We start from the raw sequence: 18080 nt of genomic DNA, 5'->3' as shown, positions 1-18080 counted from the left end.
AGCTTAATAGACATATACACATTGACAACTACATATCGATTAGTAGATAATAACCTCATAGGGGGTGCCAAGAATGAAATATGTGATAGCACAATGGACATATTATGATGATTTATTAGAGTGTCCAGATGAAATTGCAGATAATATTGTGAAATATCAACAAAAATTTGATATTTGGATAAATAGTCTTGAGGATAAAGAATGGTTGGAAGATTATACATTAGGAGACTATTTACCACTAACAATAGAACTATTTATTAAATGGATTAATCATACAAACAAGAATAAAGAAAATGTAAGATTGGTAAATAGTACTTATGATCGAATAAAAGAAGATTACATTAAGATATGGTGGTAACATTATTTTTTCGGGAGAGAATTATGGGGTTAAATTATTATTTAGTGTAGTAGGTGTACATTGAAAACAGAATATTGATAGTTGGTAAAATATGTAGTATTCTTTTGATAAGGATTATTTATATTTGATGAAGGAGGCTTTCTTATGCAAAACAGACTTGAAGAGTTGCGCAAAATGCTTGATCGTATTGTGATAGGTAATGAGCCTGATAAAATCTGCATGTATGCTTCTCATATGTATGGAGTTTCGAAGTTTTGTACATTGTTGGCAGAAAAGAGAAATCTGAACGCTGAACTTGCAACTACATGCGGGATGCTGCATGATATAGGATATATGGCAGGTGGAAGTAGTGACAACCATGCAATAGAAGGGGCAAAACGAGCAGAAACACTATTAAAAGAAATGAAAGCATATAATGATAATGAAATTAAAATAATTACCAACGCAATAGCAAATCATAGCGATAAACGCAGTATTCATGATGAATATGATGAATTGTTAAAAGATGCAGATGTAATGGATCATTGCTTCTACAATAATGATTTTTCAATTGCAGAATGGGAATTTGATAGGTATAATAATCTACTTATAGAATTTGGGATTAACTTAATAAAATGAGCATTATCCGAAGAGAATAAATTGAATATGACTTTATGGCTACCAGCTATCATTATTTAGTTGGTAGTTTTTTAGTACGCTAAACTAGAAGTTACCGAGGTAACTTAATATTTAGTTCATTAGGTACATTGAAAACTTAATATTGATAGTTGATAGCGTTATTGGAATAAAAAGGTGGATGCAATCTTTTTGTGGTGGTATAATATGATTATTGATTCGCAGTAGTTTAATATCAATAAAAACATGTCCTATGTTTTGTCTACATACTTGAACTTAAATTTTGATTATGTTGTCCTTTCTTCTGTGAGGATGATATACCAAACAACACGTGAGTCTATATTGAAAAATATTACAGCCAAGGATTACATGATAATTGGATTCACAATGACCTGCTCCAAAAAAACGCTTGTTAAACGACATGAAAAACGTGGCGATAATAATGAGGTATCCTTTGAATGGCTAAGGTTAGAACACTATCCAAACGATTATGTTATCAATACTGATAACAAGTCAGTTACACAAATGCTTATCATAGTAGACGTACCTTATTTACATATAAATACTATTTCCCAGCAAATACTGAATCTTTAGTATCTTCTGTTGTAGATTAAAATGGCTTATACAAGAACAATTGGTTTACAAAACCTGAGTATATTTCTAAGGTAATGAGTGAGGTAGAAAAAATAGGCAAGTATTTTAAGGATAAAATACCAATACTATTAGGTGAATAGTATTAGTATAATCTGAACTTAGGATACATCACAATCTTTCTCAATAGCGTATTAAATATTGAATAAATTTAATGAGAAAAGTATCGCCTATCAACTATCAATATAAGCTTAGTAGGTTTTTTGTTGCACTAAACTAGAATTAAAATGGTGCCGCTCATACGGCACCATTAAACGAAGCTGATTATGTATGGATTAGTACTTGATAACAATATGATTAGTTAATGATTTATTGCCAAGACCCACCCCAACCTCTAACATATGCATTTGTACTATAGGAAATAATTTCAATGTAATAGGAATTATCTTCAGAAATAGCAGGGATTTTAATATAAAATGAACTAGAATTACTTTCATTATAATATGTTATGCTACTTGCGTTTCCATCAATAATCATTATCTGATAATCTGTTAAATATTGAAGATTTACGTAAAAGTGAAAATCCTTACCTGCAGGTATTTGCCAATTTTGAAATGTATAAGCATCATTCAAGCCGGCATAATGATTAGTTTGAGATAAGTTTAATGGGTCAGGCCTATATTCAAAAACTCGAGAATTATCAGTGATAGTCACATAGGTTAAACTTGAATTAGCTGCATATGTAGTAATTGGAGTTGTTAGTGGTGCAAGAAATAAAGCTGTAGCAAATACAAAAGCTATAAAACGTTTAATTATTTTTTTCATAGTATGGCTCCTTTCTTAAAAACTCAACTTTAGGTAATAGAATATACTAAGCAACTCATATCCGGATTTAATATTTAAAGTTACTTAATGTACTATAAGATTACATTAAATTACAATATATGTAAATTAGTAAAAAATCACAAATATAAATATATATTTCAGTAATTATAACTATTAAGTACATGTAAAGTGAAAATATAAGTATAAAAAATAATGTTTACGAAAATAAGGAGAGGAAATATTGAAAGACTTGAATAGTATAACAACCGAAATGATGGAACATACCTACGATAGCATATGTCGGCATCCAAGAGTAACAAGAAATTTATAAATGAAAGCGAGGATTACATGAAGGAATATGAAGATATTTAAGGGCTATGAGAAACCAGAATCAACAAATTTCGCAGGTAGAGAATTTGTGTTACCACCAGGAGAGTATACATTAACAACATACTATGAAGAGGATTTGTCTGGTGAAAAAAAGCACGAACTTATTTCAACAGAATATATCAAAGTATAAGCTAAAAATAATTGGGAAAGTATGCATGAATCAAAGACTACAAAAAACTTTATATTAGAAGCAAACTTGAATAAAAATATTTTTGAGGTAGATGAGTTCATACGTCTTTGGTCTAGTATGACATATTGTGGTGAAGAGGATAGTATTGTATTTCCTTATATGTCATTTTACCCTTTAGAGATATATATTTACAACGATAAACATGAAGAGCTTAAGTTAGATTATTCTAATTATTTTAATTTAGATGAAGGTAAAGAGCTTACGAATACTAGACCATTGTACTATGCGCCTTTGACTAGTTTTTAATTACCTGTTGGTATATATACAGCGGAATTCTTATTTTATTATACGAATGAAAATGGTGAGATTTACAAATGAACTCCAGTATGGCAGATTTTTATATGATACCTAAAGGAGTTGTTGATAAAAAAACCTAAAATTAACCCTACTATTTATTTCTAGTTGGTAAAGTATTTGGTAGATTCAGTATATAAATATTTCATTGAGATACATAAAGTTAGTATTATGTCGCTGATGCGTTATAATAAATAATTACAGAAAGGAGAGTTGTAAATGATGAAGAAAAATACTAAGCATAATGTGTATTTATGGGGGGATAACGTTTATTAACTCCTCATAATAAAATGGAGGATAAATTGAGAATTTTAAATTTTGAGCTAAACCATGTAAAAGAAGCAAGGGAAATTGCTATTGCAAACTATAACGAAGAGCGAGAGTGTGTACAGATACTGCCTTGTATTGATATTTTTCCTGATTTGGAACAGTTTGCAAGTAATGAACTAGGTGTTGCTGCATTTGATGGATCCAGGATGGTAGGTTTTTTATGTTCCTATAAGCCATGGGATAATGCATTTGGTTCAATGGCTAAGGGAATATTTTCACCCATTCATGCACATGGAGCAATTAAAGAAAACAGAGGTATGATTTACAAACAAATGTATCAGGCAGCTGCAGAAAAATGGGTAAAGAATAAAATTGCATATCATGCAGTCGCATTATATGCACATGATTATGAGTCAATAAACGCATTTTTTACATATGGGTTTGGACTTCGCTGTATCGAGGCAATTCGTCCAATGGAACTCTTAGAACATCCTGTATGTGGAGACATTACTTTTGGTGAACTAGCAAAAACAGAAGTAATACAGGTTAGAGAAATGCGCCGGATGTTATCTGAGCACATGAGTAGTAGTCCATGTTTTATGTATACTTCACTGAAAGATTTCGAACAGAGCTTGATACATGAAGAAGGACGTAATTCAAGGTTATTTGTTGCAAGGGATAAAGAAAAGCTAATCGCATTTGTAGAAATAACCAATGGAGGAGAAAATTTTGTAACTGAGGTTGATGGCATGCTTAATATTTGCGGTGCATACTGTCTTCCTGAATATCGTGGAAAGAATATCTATCATAGTCTACTTAATTATACGTCTTTGCTGTTAGAATCGGAGGGATATAAACTTTTAGGAGTTGAATTTGAGGGGTTTAACCCGACAGCAAAAGGATTCTGGACAAAGTATTTTACTGCATATACTAATAGTGTGGTTCGAAGAATCGACGAATGTGCATTCCATGACTGATAGAGAAATCGAATAGAGATTTTCTCACAAGTATATGTATCAATATAACGATAAATAGGTGTGATACGAGACTACCAACGATCAATTTGTTGGTAGTTATGTTTATTTGTAGTAACTGAGTAGTAAGCAACAACCCAAAAAAGCAGCACATTGACAATGCCATATCGATTAGTTAATATGGTGTTATTGACGTGTAAGAAAGTAGCACATCTTGAAGATGATAGAGAAACAACTATGCTACTAGACTACGATATTGAAATGATCCCATAAGTTAGATATATTTTGTTAGCAACTAATGGAGTTGTCAAGGTTTTGTAAACAAAAAGTTAAGTGTATTTTATGAATTTTATTCTTCAAAGTATTGATAGCTAGTAGTAAATACTGTATTCTGTAACTATGTTATTCAGAATTTTTAAGAAAAAATATGAAAAGCACTATGAAGGGGTTAATATATAAATGAATAAATTATTATTAAAATCTGTTACTCTGTTACCTGATCCTTTAATCACTAAGTTTGTTAGGTTTTATGTTAATTTACAAATGAAAAGGCATGTTAAACTAGAGGTAAAAGGTCTTGAGAATTTAAATTGTAATTTTAAAAGGCCTTATTTATTCGTCTGCAATCATTTAAGCAATTCTGATGGTTTAATTTTGAACAAAGTACTGGAAAAAGAGAATGTTATCTTTGTGGCAGGGAAAAAATTAGAATCGAATTCTCTTACAAATTTAGGATTTAAAACCGTCAGATCAATATCAATATTACCAAATTCACCGGATAAAGATGCAATTAAAAAGGTCATTAGTGCTGTAAAGGAAGGTAATAACATATTAATTTTTCCCGAAGGGACCAGGAGCAGAACAGCAAAGATGCTGGAAGGGAAAAAAGGAATTTTACTCTTTGCAAAGCTCACCAATGCCCCAATAGTACCAATAGGTATTTGGGGTTCGGAAAAATTCATGCCTATAAAGGAAGATATGGGTAAAGAGGCATTTTATGATGCTGATATCAATATTAACATAGGTCAAGTTTTCAATCTGCCTAAAAAATCTGATGAGGAAACCAAAGGAGACTGGGAAGCAAATTGTTTAAACCATATTATGGTGAGTATTGCTGAACTTTTGCCAAAAGAATACAGAGGATTTTATGAGGACAAAAGCAATCAAAAATATGACAACAACCCTAATATCTAGATAACACAATTAGGAGGAGAAAATGATACTCTATTTCACAGGAACTGGTAACAGCGCTTATGTAGCTCATACTATTGCGAAAGAAACAGGTGATAGCGTCCTATCATTAAATGAGAGAATTAAGAATGGTTCTATGGAAGGAATTTCATCCGAGCAGCCTCTGGTGGTTGTAGTTCCTACATACGCTTGGCGTATCCCTCGAGTGGTAAGTGACTTATTGACTCAGATACATTTTAATGGGAATAAAAAAGCTTATTTTGTGCTAACATGTGGTGATGGTATCGGAGCAGCAGAAAAATATGTGAAAAAGCTATGTAAAGAAAAGGAATTAGAATTTATGGGTTGTGCTCCAGTTGTGATGCCAGAAAACTACATTGCAATGTATGCAGCACCTCCCAAAGAAGAGGCATTAAAGATTATAAGTAAATCAGAGCCAACGATTGAAGATATTACTAAAAAAATAAAGGAAAGAGTTTCTTTATCAAACCAGAGAATTACGTTTGGTGGTAGATTATTAAGTGGAATTATCAATAGCTTTTTTTATACATTCTTTGTGAAAGCCAAAGGGTTTTATGTGACAGATTCTTGCACAAGCTGTGGCTACTGTGTTCGTGCATGCCCTCTCAACAATATCAGGTTGGAGGATAGAAAACCGGTGTGGGGAAAAGAGTGTACTCATTGTATGGCATGTATCTGTGGATGTCCGACTAAGGCGATTGAATATGGTAAAAATAGCAAAGAAAAAGTACGGTATCAATGCCCAGAATATCCTATGAAATAACACTCATAGAAAATAAAGTCAAAATAAGTAGATTTGAAATGATTATGATTATTTTTTTAGAAAGGTTTCGTATGTAGTATAGAAAAAGCTGAATTCATAGACTAGAAGTAAAAAAAGCTGAATTCATAGACTAGAAGTAAAAAAAGCTAAATTCATAAAGTCATAAGGGCTGATTATTAGCAAGAAAGCACAGATATTAACATAGTGCTAGCATTTCTTAATAATCAGCCTCTTTTTCATTTAACTTAATTGTGAAGCTTCGATGATAGTAATAGAGGTATTTCCTGTACGAAATTGATCCATCTGATCAAAAGGTACGTTATTTACATGACAGAGTAAACATTTAATAACAGCACCATGACTAACGATTGCTATATCTTTCGATTCATTTTTTAGAATGGATTGAACAGCAGCAAGAGAGCGGGAGAGCACGTCTTCATAAGATTCTCCATCCGGCGTTTTTTTTGTGTTTCGTTCTGAATACCACGAGTTATAGATCTCGCTATCCTCTTCTTTTACTTCTTTCCAAGTAAATCCTTCCCAACGACCAAGATTCATTTCTTCAAGACCATGAGTGATTTCATATTCAACATCAATAGCTTTACTTAATAGTTTCGCTGTTTTCTTTGCACGCTTTTGAGGGCTAGTATAGATTTTATGAATTGGATAACCAAGTGCTTTGATTTTTTCTCCAAGTGCGATGGCCTGTGAAACACCATTTTCGTTTAACTCTATATCATTGCTTCCTTGTATTTTATTTTCTACATTCCAATCAGTTTCACCATGTCGTATGAAATAAATTTTCATAGGCATCTCCTTTTTCAACATTATCTGACCTTTTATTCAGTGTAGCATAATATGATAAAGTTTTCATTAGTATTTCTTCCGAAAAATACGATACTTCCTTCGGTGTTTCTTGTCGCATTCAGATAAGATATGTGATACAATGTATCAAAAAAAGCCTAATCTATTAAAATATTTAATTAATAGAAGAAAACATGATTTACGATTTATTATAGAGGAAGAGGATTTGCTATGAAGATAAGAAAAGCGATTCTAAAAGATTTAGATTTTATTATGCAAATAATAGAGGACGCGAAAGAGTTTCTAAAAGAACAGGGAATCGATCAGTGGCAGAATGGATCACCAAATAGTGAAATTATATTAGAGGATATTAAAAATGAACAAGGTTATGTGTTCTATGGGGGGCATGAGATAATTGCTTATATGGCACTTTGTTATGGAGAAGATGCTAGTTATCATACAGTCTATGATGGAGAATGGCTTTATCCAAATGCTATCTATGGAACCATACACCGCACAGCAATCTCATCAAGTTACCGTGGAAGAGGGATTGCAAATCTTTTGTTTCAAGCAGCAGAAGATTATTGTAGGAAAGAGAGACTGGATAGCATAAGAATAGACACTCATCCTGATAATGAGTTGATGAAACATTTAATACTAAGAGAAGGGTATCAACCTTGTGGATATATTTTACTACAACAGGATGGTACAAAACGATTAGTTTTTGAAAAAATAATAAATAAAATTGAAACTGACCGCAAAATGTCAAGGGAGATTATTTATGACAATTAGACATTTTAAAATATTTATTGCGGTTGTTGAATGTGGAAAGATGAGGCGGGCAGCTGAAAAACTCTATATTTCTCAACCAGCAGTAAGTCAAGCTATTCAAGAGTTAGAGGAACATTACCAAGTAAAATTGTTTGAACGGCTATCTCAGAAGCTACTCATTACAGAAATGGGAGAATTATTGTTAGTATATGCAAGACAGGCTGTTGAGTTATTTGAAAATACAGAACAGGTAATGAAGAATGCTGGTGAAGTATCAAGGATACGGCTAGGAACGAGTGTTTCTGTTGGAACAAGTCTTTTAAATGACTTATTGGATCAATATGAAGAAAACTATGGCACCTTAGATACCAGTGTCATTATTCATAATACTCAAACGATTGAGGGGCTAATTCGTAGTTGCCGACTTGATCTCGGTATAGTAGAAGGTTTTGTAATTGATAAAGATATGAGACAGATTCCAATCTGTGAGGATGAGTTAGTCTTAGTTGCCGGCCGTCCTCATCCGTTATACCAGAAGGAGAAAATAACATTTGAAGAATTAAAAAATGAAATATTAATTTCAAGAGAAGAAGCAAGCGTTAACCGAAATCAGTATGAACAGCTTCTACTCGAGAGGAATATTTCAATGCAAAAAAAATGGACTTGTACCAACAGTGAAGCAATCAAAAATGCTGTGGAACATGGTCGAGGCCTTGCTATCTTATCGCGAATGATCATAAATGCAGAAGTAGAGGAAGGGATACTAAAAGTTCTGCAATTAGAAGATATCCATGTGCGTAGGCAAATCCACCTAATATATCATAAAGATAAATTTCTTTCAAAGCCACTGAAACAATTTATTACTATCTGTTCCAATATGAAGCTTGTTTAAAAAATAGCATATAATATGGTACCAATCACACCGCTACCAAAAATTATTGCGATTGCATTCACCTTAAATTTTCGAAGAAGGAATAAGCCACCTACAAATAAAAGAGCTTCGATTATTCTAAAATTAGATAGTGCAAAATTGCTGTGGTCAGATCCAAATAATCCTAACATTAAGATAGAAATACCTGCTGAAGCAATTAAAGCGACAACAGCTGGACGAAGGGCAGACAAGATCGTCTGGACTCCAGAAAAATTTCTATATTTATAATAGAAATAAGCCAGTGCTAGACAGATACAAAAGGATGGTAAGACGACACCTAAAGTACAAATGATGGAGCCAGGCACTCCTGCTAGACGTGTTCCAACAAAGGTTGCTGAATTAATGGAGATTGGTCCAGGAGTCATCTCTGCAATAGTGATTAAGTCTGTGAATTCTGCTAAAGTCATCAATTTATGAATCTCTACGATCTGTTGTTGAATTAATGGAATGGCAGCATAACCGCCACCAACACTGAATAAACCTACTTGAATAAAGCTTAAAAATAATTTGAAAATCATACGGTTTCTCCTTTTTTCTTCATCTGAATGATTAAGTCGATAACACCAATAGCAACACAGGATAGTATTATTACCATGGCACTAACCTTTAGGAAACAAGTGAGAACAAAGGCAATTGCCATTAATCCGATATATAAATAGCGTTTTGTTTTACAAACATTTTTTGCAAGATTAATAACTACATCGAAAATAACTGCTGCAACACCAGCTCTCATAACCTGTAATGCAGTTGCAATCACTGTATTTTCTCTGAATTGTTTATAAAAAACAGCAATTACAGAAATGATAACCATTGGTGGGATTGCAGTACCAAGAACTGCGACAAGGGAACCAAGAATCCCCTTCATTCGATAACCAAGAATAACAGAAGCGTTGATAGGAATTGGCCCAGGAGAAGATTGTGCGATTGCAGTAATGTCTAGCATCTCATCTTCAGTAAGCCAACCAAGTTCTTCAACGAATTTCTTTTTCATGAGGGATACAATGACAAATCCGCCCCCAAATGTGAATGCACTAAGGCAAAAGGTTGCTTTAAATAACTGCCAGAGTACATGTTTGTGTTGTGGCTCAGAAGAAGGTACCACTTGTTTTGTAACATTTTGTTCCATGAATATTACCTCTCTTATTGATAGTATAAAAGTCTTGCTCCAAATAAATAACTAAGGTTATTTTTGCAACTATTCGACTTTTTTAAACATGTGTTTATGATAACGGATAAAAGTAGATCTGTAAAATATGTACTTTTTATCAAACTGATAAGTATTTACTTATTAAGAAGGAGATATATAGCATGTAAAAGTCCAAAACGCTATGTAATGATTTTACAATGATTCGTGGACAGTTTATAAAGGATAGAAACAAGGTTATTTTAGTGGGTAAGCAGTTAGGTTACTAAGGTTTCTATAAGTTGGATTTTATTAAAAAACTTATCATTAATTCTTTGCTAATATGGTTTATAGAAATCGTTACGATTACTATGGATCATAGGCAAGTGGAAAGGAGTTTCCAATGATACTTAGTGTTAGCAGAAGAACGGATATTCCGAATTATTATATGGAATGGTTTCTTGAGCGTTTAAAATCTGGGGTAGTTTGTGTGAAAAATCCCTGGAATCCACATCAAGTAAGTAAAATTCCATTAAGAAAAGAAGACATTGATTGTATTGTATTTTGGACCAAAAACCCACAAGGTTTGATAAAATATTTAGATAAATTACAGGACTATATGTTCTATGTTCAATATACTTTGACAAGCTACGGGAAGGATATAGAACCTTGTTTACCGGATAAGCGTAAAGTCCTGATACCACAATTTCTTTACTTAGCAGAAAAGCTTGGAAAAGAACGAATGGTATGGCGTTACGATCCGATCATGATAAATCATCGTTATACGGTAGAATATCATAGGAAGGCTTTTGAACAAATTGCTATCGCTCTTGAGGGGGCAACGAATCGAGTGGTTATTAGTTTTTTAGATTTATATCGTAAGATGAAGAACCGTGAGAATAAGGAAGTACCATTTCGTGAAGTTACAAAAGATGAAATATATACATTATGTGCTGAATTTGTGCAGATTGCAAAAAGGTATAATATGTCTGTTATGACGTGTTCAGAAGAAATTTCTTTAGATCACCTTGGAATTTTACATGGTTGTTGTATTGATAAGGCGATGATGGAAGAACTTGTAGGGTATGAGTTAAAGACGTTAAAAGATATCAATCAAAGAACAAACTGTGGTTGTATTCAAAGTATTGATATTGGTAGTTATGATACATGTCCTAATGGCTGTGTATATTGTTATGCTACAGAGACAAAAGATCAAGTGGAGTATCATCGTAACCACTATGATATTTATTCAGAGCTATTATGTGATACAGTTTCAGTTACTGATAAAGTAACCTTACGTAAGGTTGCAACGCTTAAGAAATAGATAGAAACAAAAGCAATATCTTAAGATATAGAAGGTTATTCTCATAGGAATTAAAAATATAAGCAATTAAAATAAAAAGTTTAACTTTGTTCCTATTTTGATTGTTATTCTACATGATTCATGTTATTCTATGCTTAAAACATCACATTCACAAAAATAGAAGTTTTTTCGTTCGTTGGCTTGAGTTACTATAGTGTGTATGGGGGTACTCTTAATGAATAACTTGATGGTAATGTCAAAATTCCTGCTTGGCAAATTACGAAGGGTTTATTTTATGGCTTTGCCAGAGAATAAGCAGGACTTAAAGAGAAGTAGGATGTGGTATACACTTGGAGATTCTGCAAATCAAACAATTGCACAACTCGCTGGTGGTACTTTTATTGTAACTTTGATGTCTTATGTTGGTATTTCCGATGCTAATATAGGTATTCTAACATCACTTGCAAGTTTGGCAGCAGTATTTCAGCTGATGATGATGCGGTTTGTAAACAAACTGCCCAAATATAAATTTTATGTTTGCTTTACAGTCTTACAAAAACTAGCCTTTTCACTCATCTATTTTGTTCCCTTATTTACGCTTAGTGGGAGGGCTAAGATGATCTGGGTTGTTGCAGGGTATTTTTATGCGCAGATATGTACTCAGATAGGAACACCAGCAAATCAAGACTGGATAGCAAGCCTTGTACCGAGCAGGTTACGCGGGCGATATTTTGCGATTAAAGATTCCGTGGCAGTGTTTGTAACAGTAAGCGTGATGTTAATTGCAGGTATTGTTCTTGACCATTATAAAAAAAGTCATTTAACGATAGGGTTTGTATTGATTGGTATTATGATTGCAATATTAGTAATAGTAAATTTTGTTGCATTTAGCTTTATGAAAGAGCCAAGGTTATCCTATACGAATGAAGATGGTTTTGAAATGCATGGTACACTAGCAAAACGTGCAAAATCAGTACATAAAAATGATTCTCATGATAGTATGAAGTCAGAACTTAAATCAGCGTTCGGAAATAGATTCTTTCGTAAAGCTTTGGGTCTAAATTGTTTATGGATGACTTCTTTTTACATAGCAGCACCGTTTAACTCTAGTTACCAGATCAAAGAATTGGCACTCCCGTATACTTTTATTATGATAATAGGGTTTTGCTCAAATCTTTTTCGTATTTACATATCACCTAAAGTCGGACGGCTTGCAGATCGGTTTGGTATGGCAAAAGTATTTAAGTACTCCTTGTTAGGATTACTACTGAATTACCTTTTGACTGCATGTTCGCTCCCTAGTAATGCTTATATTATGATACCAGCGGCAGCATTTTTCTCAGCTTGTGGTTGGTCATTTATCGGGATTGGTTTATTTGGAATACAGCTTGAATTTTTAGATGAAAAAAGAAGGATGATTCAACTTAGCCTGTTGTCCTCTATTTCCGGTGTTTATGGTTTTCTGATCTCTTATCTCGGTGGCAAATTATTAGATTATTTTCAGAAAAATCCACTAGTTATATTTCAAAAGGAATTATATGCGCAACAGATTTTAAATACCTTAGGTGTCGTATTATTACTGGTAACTTTTACTTATACAAAACTTGTGATACAAGGGAAATCACCGAAAAAACAGGTAAGATAATGAATGTAAATTCAAAAAGGTATGAAATCATATTTCTTAAAAAAGTGATTTCATACCTTTTATATTTGATGCTGAAGTGAGTTCTTCCTTAATGGCATATTCAAATAGTTTATTGAATTTCTACGACAAACTTAACATTACCATCCATTTCCTCTGATAGCTTTGTAAAGCACTTATAATTCTCACCTTGCTCAATTAAAGTATCTAATTTCCCTTGGATTAATGATAGTGTATCATTGTATTTATCATATAATTCTTTGATTCCTTCTTCGTAGAATTGGTTCATTCCATCGGATACCTTCTTTCCACCAAGAGCTAAGTCACGAACAGCATCACTCATTAGTTTTGAGGAATCTGTTAATTTCTTTGCTCCATTTGTTATGGAAGAAGTAGCACCTTCTAATTTTGTTACACCAGTATATAACTGATCAACTCCTGATTTCAATGCTTTAGAACCAGCATCTAACGAAGTGAAACCTTCCCCTAATGCTTTGCTACCAGCAGTAAGTTTTGACAAACCACTTTGTAATTGTTCATGCGCAGTATCGGTTGAAATACAACCTTGATACAAAGTTTCAGCTCCTTGAGAGATTTGTGTGATGGCACTTTCTAATTTTTCAAGATAACCACTTAAGGTCTGACCGCTTAGTTTTAGTCCTTCCGCAATTTGTCGTTGTGCAGCTGTATTTTTTTCAAGAGCAGAGATAATGCTAGTGTCCGCATTTGCGGCTTTTAACGTAACAAGGATCTTTTCATTATTTTCAACGGTTTGCATTAATTGTGATAATACATCATTTTCTTTCGCCTTACCGTCAACAATACCAGTGACTAATTGTTGTAAGGAAGAAAGACTTTCTTTCATAGATTTGCTTCCTGTAACCAAATCTTTAAATTGATTGGTTAAGGAGGTGATACCAGTGTTTGCTTGATCTAATCCTGCATCTAAGGAGGTAGCACCGTTTAATAGTGAATTAACACCTTCTACAAGGGTAGAAGATTTAGAATGTAACTCTTTTACTCCATTCATAACTTTAGCTACACCATCCGTATATTCTTTCGTCCCATTCAATAATGTAGTTACTCCTGAAAAATATTCTTCTGACTTTCCTTGAAACTCTGTTAATGAGCTTGAAAGGGTACCTGTGCCGTCTTTTAATTCCTCACAAGATTGATATAAGGTATCCATTGATTCGGATAGTTCAGTCATATTTAAATCTTTATCTAGTTCGATATTAGAAAGGATTCCAGTAGTTATGACATTAAGAAACATGACAGGATCATAATTTGTTACATCGCAGTTAATCTCAATTTCCTCTGGTAATTCAATACTTTCTAATTTGAGAGTATCCTGTACACCGCATAAAGCTACACCAACTATTATATATTTATCTCCATCGGATATCACCTTAGCATTCTTAGCAGTGACGTTTGTTATCATATCAGTACTTGCTGTCATAGCAGAAAGTATTGAAAATGGTACTTGTTCTTTTCCTTTAAACTGAAGCCTTATCGTTAGTGCACCGCTTTTTCCAACCACATCCTCCGCACTAAATTCTTCTCCATCGAGAATATAGGTAAGCTTCATATCAAAGGGTAATTCTTTTGTCGTAGATCCCTGGTAATAAATATCATTGCCATTAGCAGCCCAAGAAATGGATCCATCCGCATTGGTTGTAAATGTTTCATCCCCTTTGATATTTGTAATATTCTCTAGATCTGATTGATCTAACAAAGTAGAGTCATTGTTAAAATTCTTTAGCCAATCACTTACGATTACTTGGGAAACTTCACCGCTTGCATTCATCTTTACATAAACTACTTCTTCTTTTTCTGTTTTATCGCTTTTTCCACTATCGTTTAAACTTTTAGTAACAGAGGCTTTGTTGGCCATAGTTAAATTATTAGTGACATCTTTTAGTTGGGAAGCAGCAAGAGCCGTACCTTCTTTTCCTGAAAACGTTGTGCCTACATAGCAGATACCTCCGATCATGGCAGTGCAGAGTACACAAACGGTAACTTTATTCATAATACGTTTCATAGTCATTCCTCCTTTAATTTGCTTTTTTATTTAAACCAAAGCCAATACTTGTTTTACATATGATACGATCAAAGAGCATAAACATGGAAGGCAGAATAAAGATAACCACCACCATACTAATTATGGCTCCTCGTGCCATTAAACTGCATAGCGAACTTATCATATCGATATTGGAATAGAGTCCAACACCGAAGGTAGCAGCAAAAAAGCTTAATGCACTTACAAAAACAGATTTGATAGAAGTGCGATGTGCAATCGTGATGGATTCTACTTTGCTGTTTCCGTTATTACGTTCCTTTCGATATCTTGTTGTCATTAATATTGCATAATCAACGGTAGCACCGAGCTGGATGGTACCGATAACGATCGAGGCAACGAATGGAAGTTCGGTTCCTGTATAATATGGAATACCCATGTTAATAAAAATTGCTAATTCTATCACGCTAACAAGGATAATTGGTAATGAGATTGATTTAAATAATATTAAAATAATAAGGAATATAATAACAATAGAGAGAATACTTACAGTTTTAAAATCGGTATCTGCGATTGTAATTAAGTCCTTGGTTAATGGGGCTTCTCCCACTACTAAGGAATCCTTACTATAGTTCTTAACGATTTGATTAATCTGTTCAATTTGATTATTTACTTCATCGGTAGCAACCTTATAGCTAGAAGTTACAATCTCAACTTGATAATCTTTATTTCGAACTGCAGAAATAAGTTGATCTGGTATCATAGAGATTGGAAGCGCAGGTCCGATGAGGTTATCAATACCGAGTGTCCATTCAATACCATCGATTGAGTTTATTTCAGACATTAGTTGATCTACCGACTTTTGTGACAAGTCACTCTTTAAGAGAAGCATAATTGTGGTATCCATATTGTAATTTTCTTTTAATTTGTCATTTGCAATTACACTCTTTAAATCTTTTGGTAAGGATTCATCAAGATTATAATATACTTTTGTATGGTTATTACCGTATATTGCAGGAATCATCAAAACGACAAATGCTATTACAAATATAAGATAGTGCTTTGTAACAAAAGTGGATAATCTCCTTAAATCTGGCAAGAAATTTCTGTGTTTGGTCTTTTCAATCCACTTATCACAGAGAAGAATCATGGATGGGAGTATTGTGATACAGGCAATCACACCAAAAACAACACCTTTTGCCATAACCAAACCGATATCTTTTCCTAATGTAAAACTCATAAAGCAAAGTGCAATAAACCCGGCTACTGTTGTAATTGAACTTCCAACCACAGAGGAGAAGGTATTTGATATTGCATGCGACATCGCCCTGTCTTTATCACCTGGGTAACGTAATTTATTCTCTTCGTAGCTATGAAGTAAGAAGATGGAATAATCCATAGTTACTCCTAGTTGAAGAACTGCACTTAATGCTTTGGTGATATAAGAGATTTCTCCAAAGATGATGTTACTACCAAGATTATAAACAATTGCCATACCAATACTTAGTAAGAATAAAAATGGCACTAAAAAATATTCCATACTAATACATAAAACAAGGAGTGATAAAGCGACAGCAATCAATACATAGATTGGAGTTTCTTGATTAGAGAGGTCTCTGGTATCGGTTACAAGAGCTGACATGCCACTGATAAATACTTGTTCACCAGCAACTTTTCTAATTTGACCAATGGCATCCATGGTACTGTCAGCTGAAGTAGTGCCATCATAGAGTACAACCATCATGGTAGAGTTCTCTGAGTTAAATGCATCCTTTATTTTATGTGGAAGCATTGAGATGGGAACATCAATAGAGAAGACATCATCATACCACAGCACATCTTTGACGTGATCTACCTCCTTCATTTTCTCTTTTAACGTAACCACATCTTTACTGGGCATATTTTCAACGATTACCATAGAAAAAGCCCCTATGCCAAAATCTTCAACTAAGATATCTTGGCCAATCATAGTCTCTGTGTCCTTTGGTAAGTATGTAAGTACATCATAGTTAATTCTTGTGCACGCCATACCGATAAAGGACGGGATTAGTAGTAGTATACCAAGCAACAAAATTAATTTTTTGTGCTTGGTAACGAACTTACCAAATCTTATCATGTTTTCATCCTCCATTCTTTAAAAAATGACTAATGGTCATTTACTAAGGATAATTTATAACACAAAAATGACCACTGGTCAATATTGATGTTTGAATTTAATGAAATCTTAATGAAAGCCAAGCAGTTCTTGCTATTGATGTTTCAAATATTCTGTGCTAGTATAAAGATGATTTGTCGAAAGGAAGTACTTTCGATACGAAATCCCCATGGATAAGAAAGGGGCTGAAGGCTGATGGGAAGAATAATGGAAAATAAGCAAGCAAAACGAAATTCGATCTTTCATTCTTCGTTTGATTTATTCCGAACCAAGGGTTTTTTTCAGACATCAATCTCGGATATTGTTACAAAGGCTGGAGTAGCTAAGGGTACCTTCTATTTATATTTTAAGGACAAGTATGATTTACGAGATAAGCTAATTGCATATAAAGCAGGATCACTGTTTCATGCAGCTGAACTTAAGTTAAAGGAAACAGAGATTAAGGATTTTTCAGAGCGTTTAATATTTATTGCAGATCAAATTATTGATCGACTGGCAAAAGAACCAGAGTTTCTAAAATTTATCTCTAAAAATTTGAGTTGGGGTGTTTTTAAAACTGCTTTATTAAAAGGTCATGATACTGCTGAGACTGATTTTTATGATACATTTTTGCATATGGTAGAGGAGAGTCCATATGAATTTAAGAATCCTGAAATAATGCTGTTTATGATTATAGAATTAGTTGGCTCTAGTTGTTATAGCTGTATTCTTGAAAATGAACCTTTACCAATGAAAGAGTATAAACCATATCTTTACGATGTGATTCGAGGAATTATCCAAATGCAAATCGTAAGGGAAAAAAATTAGTATTTGGAAATATGAATAGAGAAAATATTATTTATTCTAAAAAAA

At 33.3% G+C, this 18080-nt stretch carries 18 protein-coding genes; 12 read left to right on the top strand and 6 right to left on the bottom strand.

Annotation, left to right across the window (positions count from 1 at the left end; translation table 11 throughout):
- The first annotated feature begins 73 nt into the window (after positions 1–73).
- Together CC92_RS0114360 and CC92_RS0114355 are read left to right on the top strand one after the other, a co-directional pair.
- Positions 74–358 carry a hypothetical protein gene (locus tag CC92_RS0114360; protein WP_029505000.1) on the top strand — a complete coding sequence of 95 codons (285 nt, stop codon included), beginning with the start codon at positions 74–76 and terminating at the stop codon, positions 356–358.
- Between the two features lie 144 nt (positions 359–502).
- Positions 503–976, top strand: coding sequence for an HD domain-containing protein (locus CC92_RS0114355; protein WP_031420426.1), 474 nt, complete (start codon positions 503–505; stop codon positions 974–976).
- Positions 977–1933: 957 nt separating this feature from the next.
- On the opposite strand, the gene CC92_RS0114345 is transcribed toward CC92_RS0114355, so the two are convergent.
- Entirely contained in the window at positions 1934–2389 is a 456-nt protein-coding gene (locus CC92_RS0114345; protein WP_029504997.1) for a hypothetical protein, read from the bottom strand.
- A gap of 358 nt (positions 2390–2747) precedes the next feature.
- Here CC92_RS0114345 and CC92_RS22590 point away from each other — a divergent pair, with 358 nt between their 5' ends.
- The 5 genes from CC92_RS22590 (at position 2748) to CC92_RS0114320 (ending at position 6482) form a co-directional block, all read left to right on the top strand.
- Positions 2748–2909 (top strand): hypothetical protein, encoded by a 162-nt coding sequence (locus CC92_RS22590; RefSeq protein WP_155998491.1) that lies wholly within the window; start codon positions 2748–2750, stop codon positions 2907–2909.
- A 21-nt stretch (positions 2910–2930) separates the two neighbouring features.
- The gene (locus tag CC92_RS0114335; protein ID WP_029504996.1) at positions 2931–3215 is read left to right on the top strand and encodes a hypothetical protein; all 285 of its coding nucleotides are present in this window, start codon (positions 2931–2933) and stop codon (positions 3213–3215) included.
- Between the two features lie 350 nt (positions 3216–3565).
- The gene (locus CC92_RS0114330) at positions 3566–4510 is read left to right on the top strand and encodes a GNAT family N-acetyltransferase (protein WP_029504995.1); all 945 of its coding nucleotides are present in this window, start codon (positions 3566–3568) and stop codon (positions 4508–4510) included.
- A gap of 456 nt (positions 4511–4966) precedes the next feature.
- Positions 4967–5701 carry a lysophospholipid acyltransferase family protein gene (locus tag CC92_RS0114325; protein WP_029504994.1) on the top strand — a complete coding sequence of 245 codons (735 nt, stop codon included), beginning with the start codon at positions 4967–4969 and terminating at the stop codon, positions 5699–5701.
- A 22-nt stretch (positions 5702–5723) separates the two neighbouring features.
- Complete coding sequence (locus CC92_RS0114320) at positions 5724–6482, top strand: EFR1 family ferrodoxin (protein WP_029504993.1); 759 nt, start codon at positions 5724–5726, stop codon at positions 6480–6482.
- Between the two features lie 240 nt (positions 6483–6722).
- Here CC92_RS0114320 and CC92_RS0114315 read toward each other — a convergent pair whose 3' ends face one another.
- The gene (locus CC92_RS0114315) at positions 6723–7289 is read right to left on the bottom strand and encodes a histidine phosphatase family protein (RefSeq protein ID WP_029504992.1); all 567 of its coding nucleotides are present in this window, start codon (positions 7287–7289) and stop codon (positions 6723–6725) included.
- Positions 7290–7517: 228 nt separating this feature from the next.
- Here CC92_RS0114315 and CC92_RS0114310 point away from each other — a divergent pair, with 228 nt between their 5' ends.
- Together CC92_RS0114310 and CC92_RS0114305 are read left to right on the top strand one after the other, a co-directional pair.
- On the top strand, positions 7518–8078 hold the full coding sequence (locus tag CC92_RS0114310) for a GNAT family N-acetyltransferase (protein WP_051650909.1): 561 nt from the start codon (positions 7518–7520) through the stop codon (positions 8076–8078).
- Positions 8068–8949, top strand: a complete 882-nt coding sequence (locus CC92_RS0114305) for a LysR family transcriptional regulator (RefSeq protein ID WP_029504990.1) — start codon at positions 8068–8070, stop codon at positions 8947–8949. The genes CC92_RS0114310 and CC92_RS0114305 overlap by 11 nt, the downstream gene beginning before the upstream one ends.
- Here the strand turns inward: CC92_RS0114305 and CC92_RS0114300 are convergent.
- The gene (locus CC92_RS0114300) at positions 8946–9506 is read right to left on the bottom strand and encodes a chromate transporter (protein WP_029504989.1); all 561 of its coding nucleotides are present in this window, start codon (positions 9504–9506) and stop codon (positions 8946–8948) included. The genes CC92_RS0114305 and CC92_RS0114300 overlap by 4 nt on opposite strands.
- Positions 9503–10114, bottom strand: a complete 612-nt coding sequence (locus tag CC92_RS0114295) for a chromate transporter (RefSeq protein WP_051650908.1) — start codon at positions 10112–10114, stop codon at positions 9503–9505. The genes CC92_RS0114300 and CC92_RS0114295 overlap by 4 nt, the downstream gene beginning before the upstream one ends.
- A gap of 400 nt (positions 10115–10514) precedes the next feature.
- Between CC92_RS0114295 and CC92_RS0114290 the strand changes: the two genes are divergently transcribed.
- Both CC92_RS0114290 and CC92_RS0114285 read left to right on the top strand, forming a co-directional pair.
- Positions 10515–11435, top strand: a complete 921-nt coding sequence (locus tag CC92_RS0114290; protein WP_029504987.1) for a DUF1848 domain-containing protein — start codon at positions 10515–10517, stop codon at positions 11433–11435.
- A 214-nt stretch (positions 11436–11649) separates the two neighbouring features.
- Positions 11650–13059, top strand: a complete 1410-nt coding sequence (locus tag CC92_RS0114285) for an MFS transporter (protein WP_029504986.1) — start codon at positions 11650–11652, stop codon at positions 13057–13059.
- Positions 13060–13168: 109 nt separating this feature from the next.
- Here CC92_RS0114285 and CC92_RS0114280 read toward each other — a convergent pair whose 3' ends face one another.
- Complete coding sequence (locus tag CC92_RS0114280; protein ID WP_029504985.1) at positions 13169–15097, bottom strand: hypothetical protein; 1929 nt, start codon at positions 15095–15097, stop codon at positions 13169–13171.
- Positions 15098–15110: 13 nt separating this feature from the next.
- Entirely contained in the window at positions 15111–17189 is a 2079-nt protein-coding gene (locus CC92_RS0114275; protein ID WP_029504984.1) for an efflux RND transporter permease subunit, read from the bottom strand.
- Positions 17190–17435: 246 nt separating this feature from the next.
- Between CC92_RS0114275 and CC92_RS0114270 the strand changes: the two genes are divergently transcribed.
- The gene (locus CC92_RS0114270; protein ID WP_308545702.1) at positions 17436–18035 is read left to right on the top strand and encodes a TetR/AcrR family transcriptional regulator; all 600 of its coding nucleotides are present in this window, start codon (positions 17436–17438) and stop codon (positions 18033–18035) included.
- Positions 18036–18080: the final 45 nt, after the last annotated feature.

Origin of the sequence: Lachnoclostridium phytofermentans, assembly GCF_000733755.1 — a bacterium.
GTDB lineage: Bacteria > Bacillota > Clostridia > Lachnospirales > Lachnospiraceae > Lachnoclostridium > Lachnoclostridium phytofermentans_A.
This window is presented reverse-complemented; position numbering and strand designations above follow the sequence as displayed.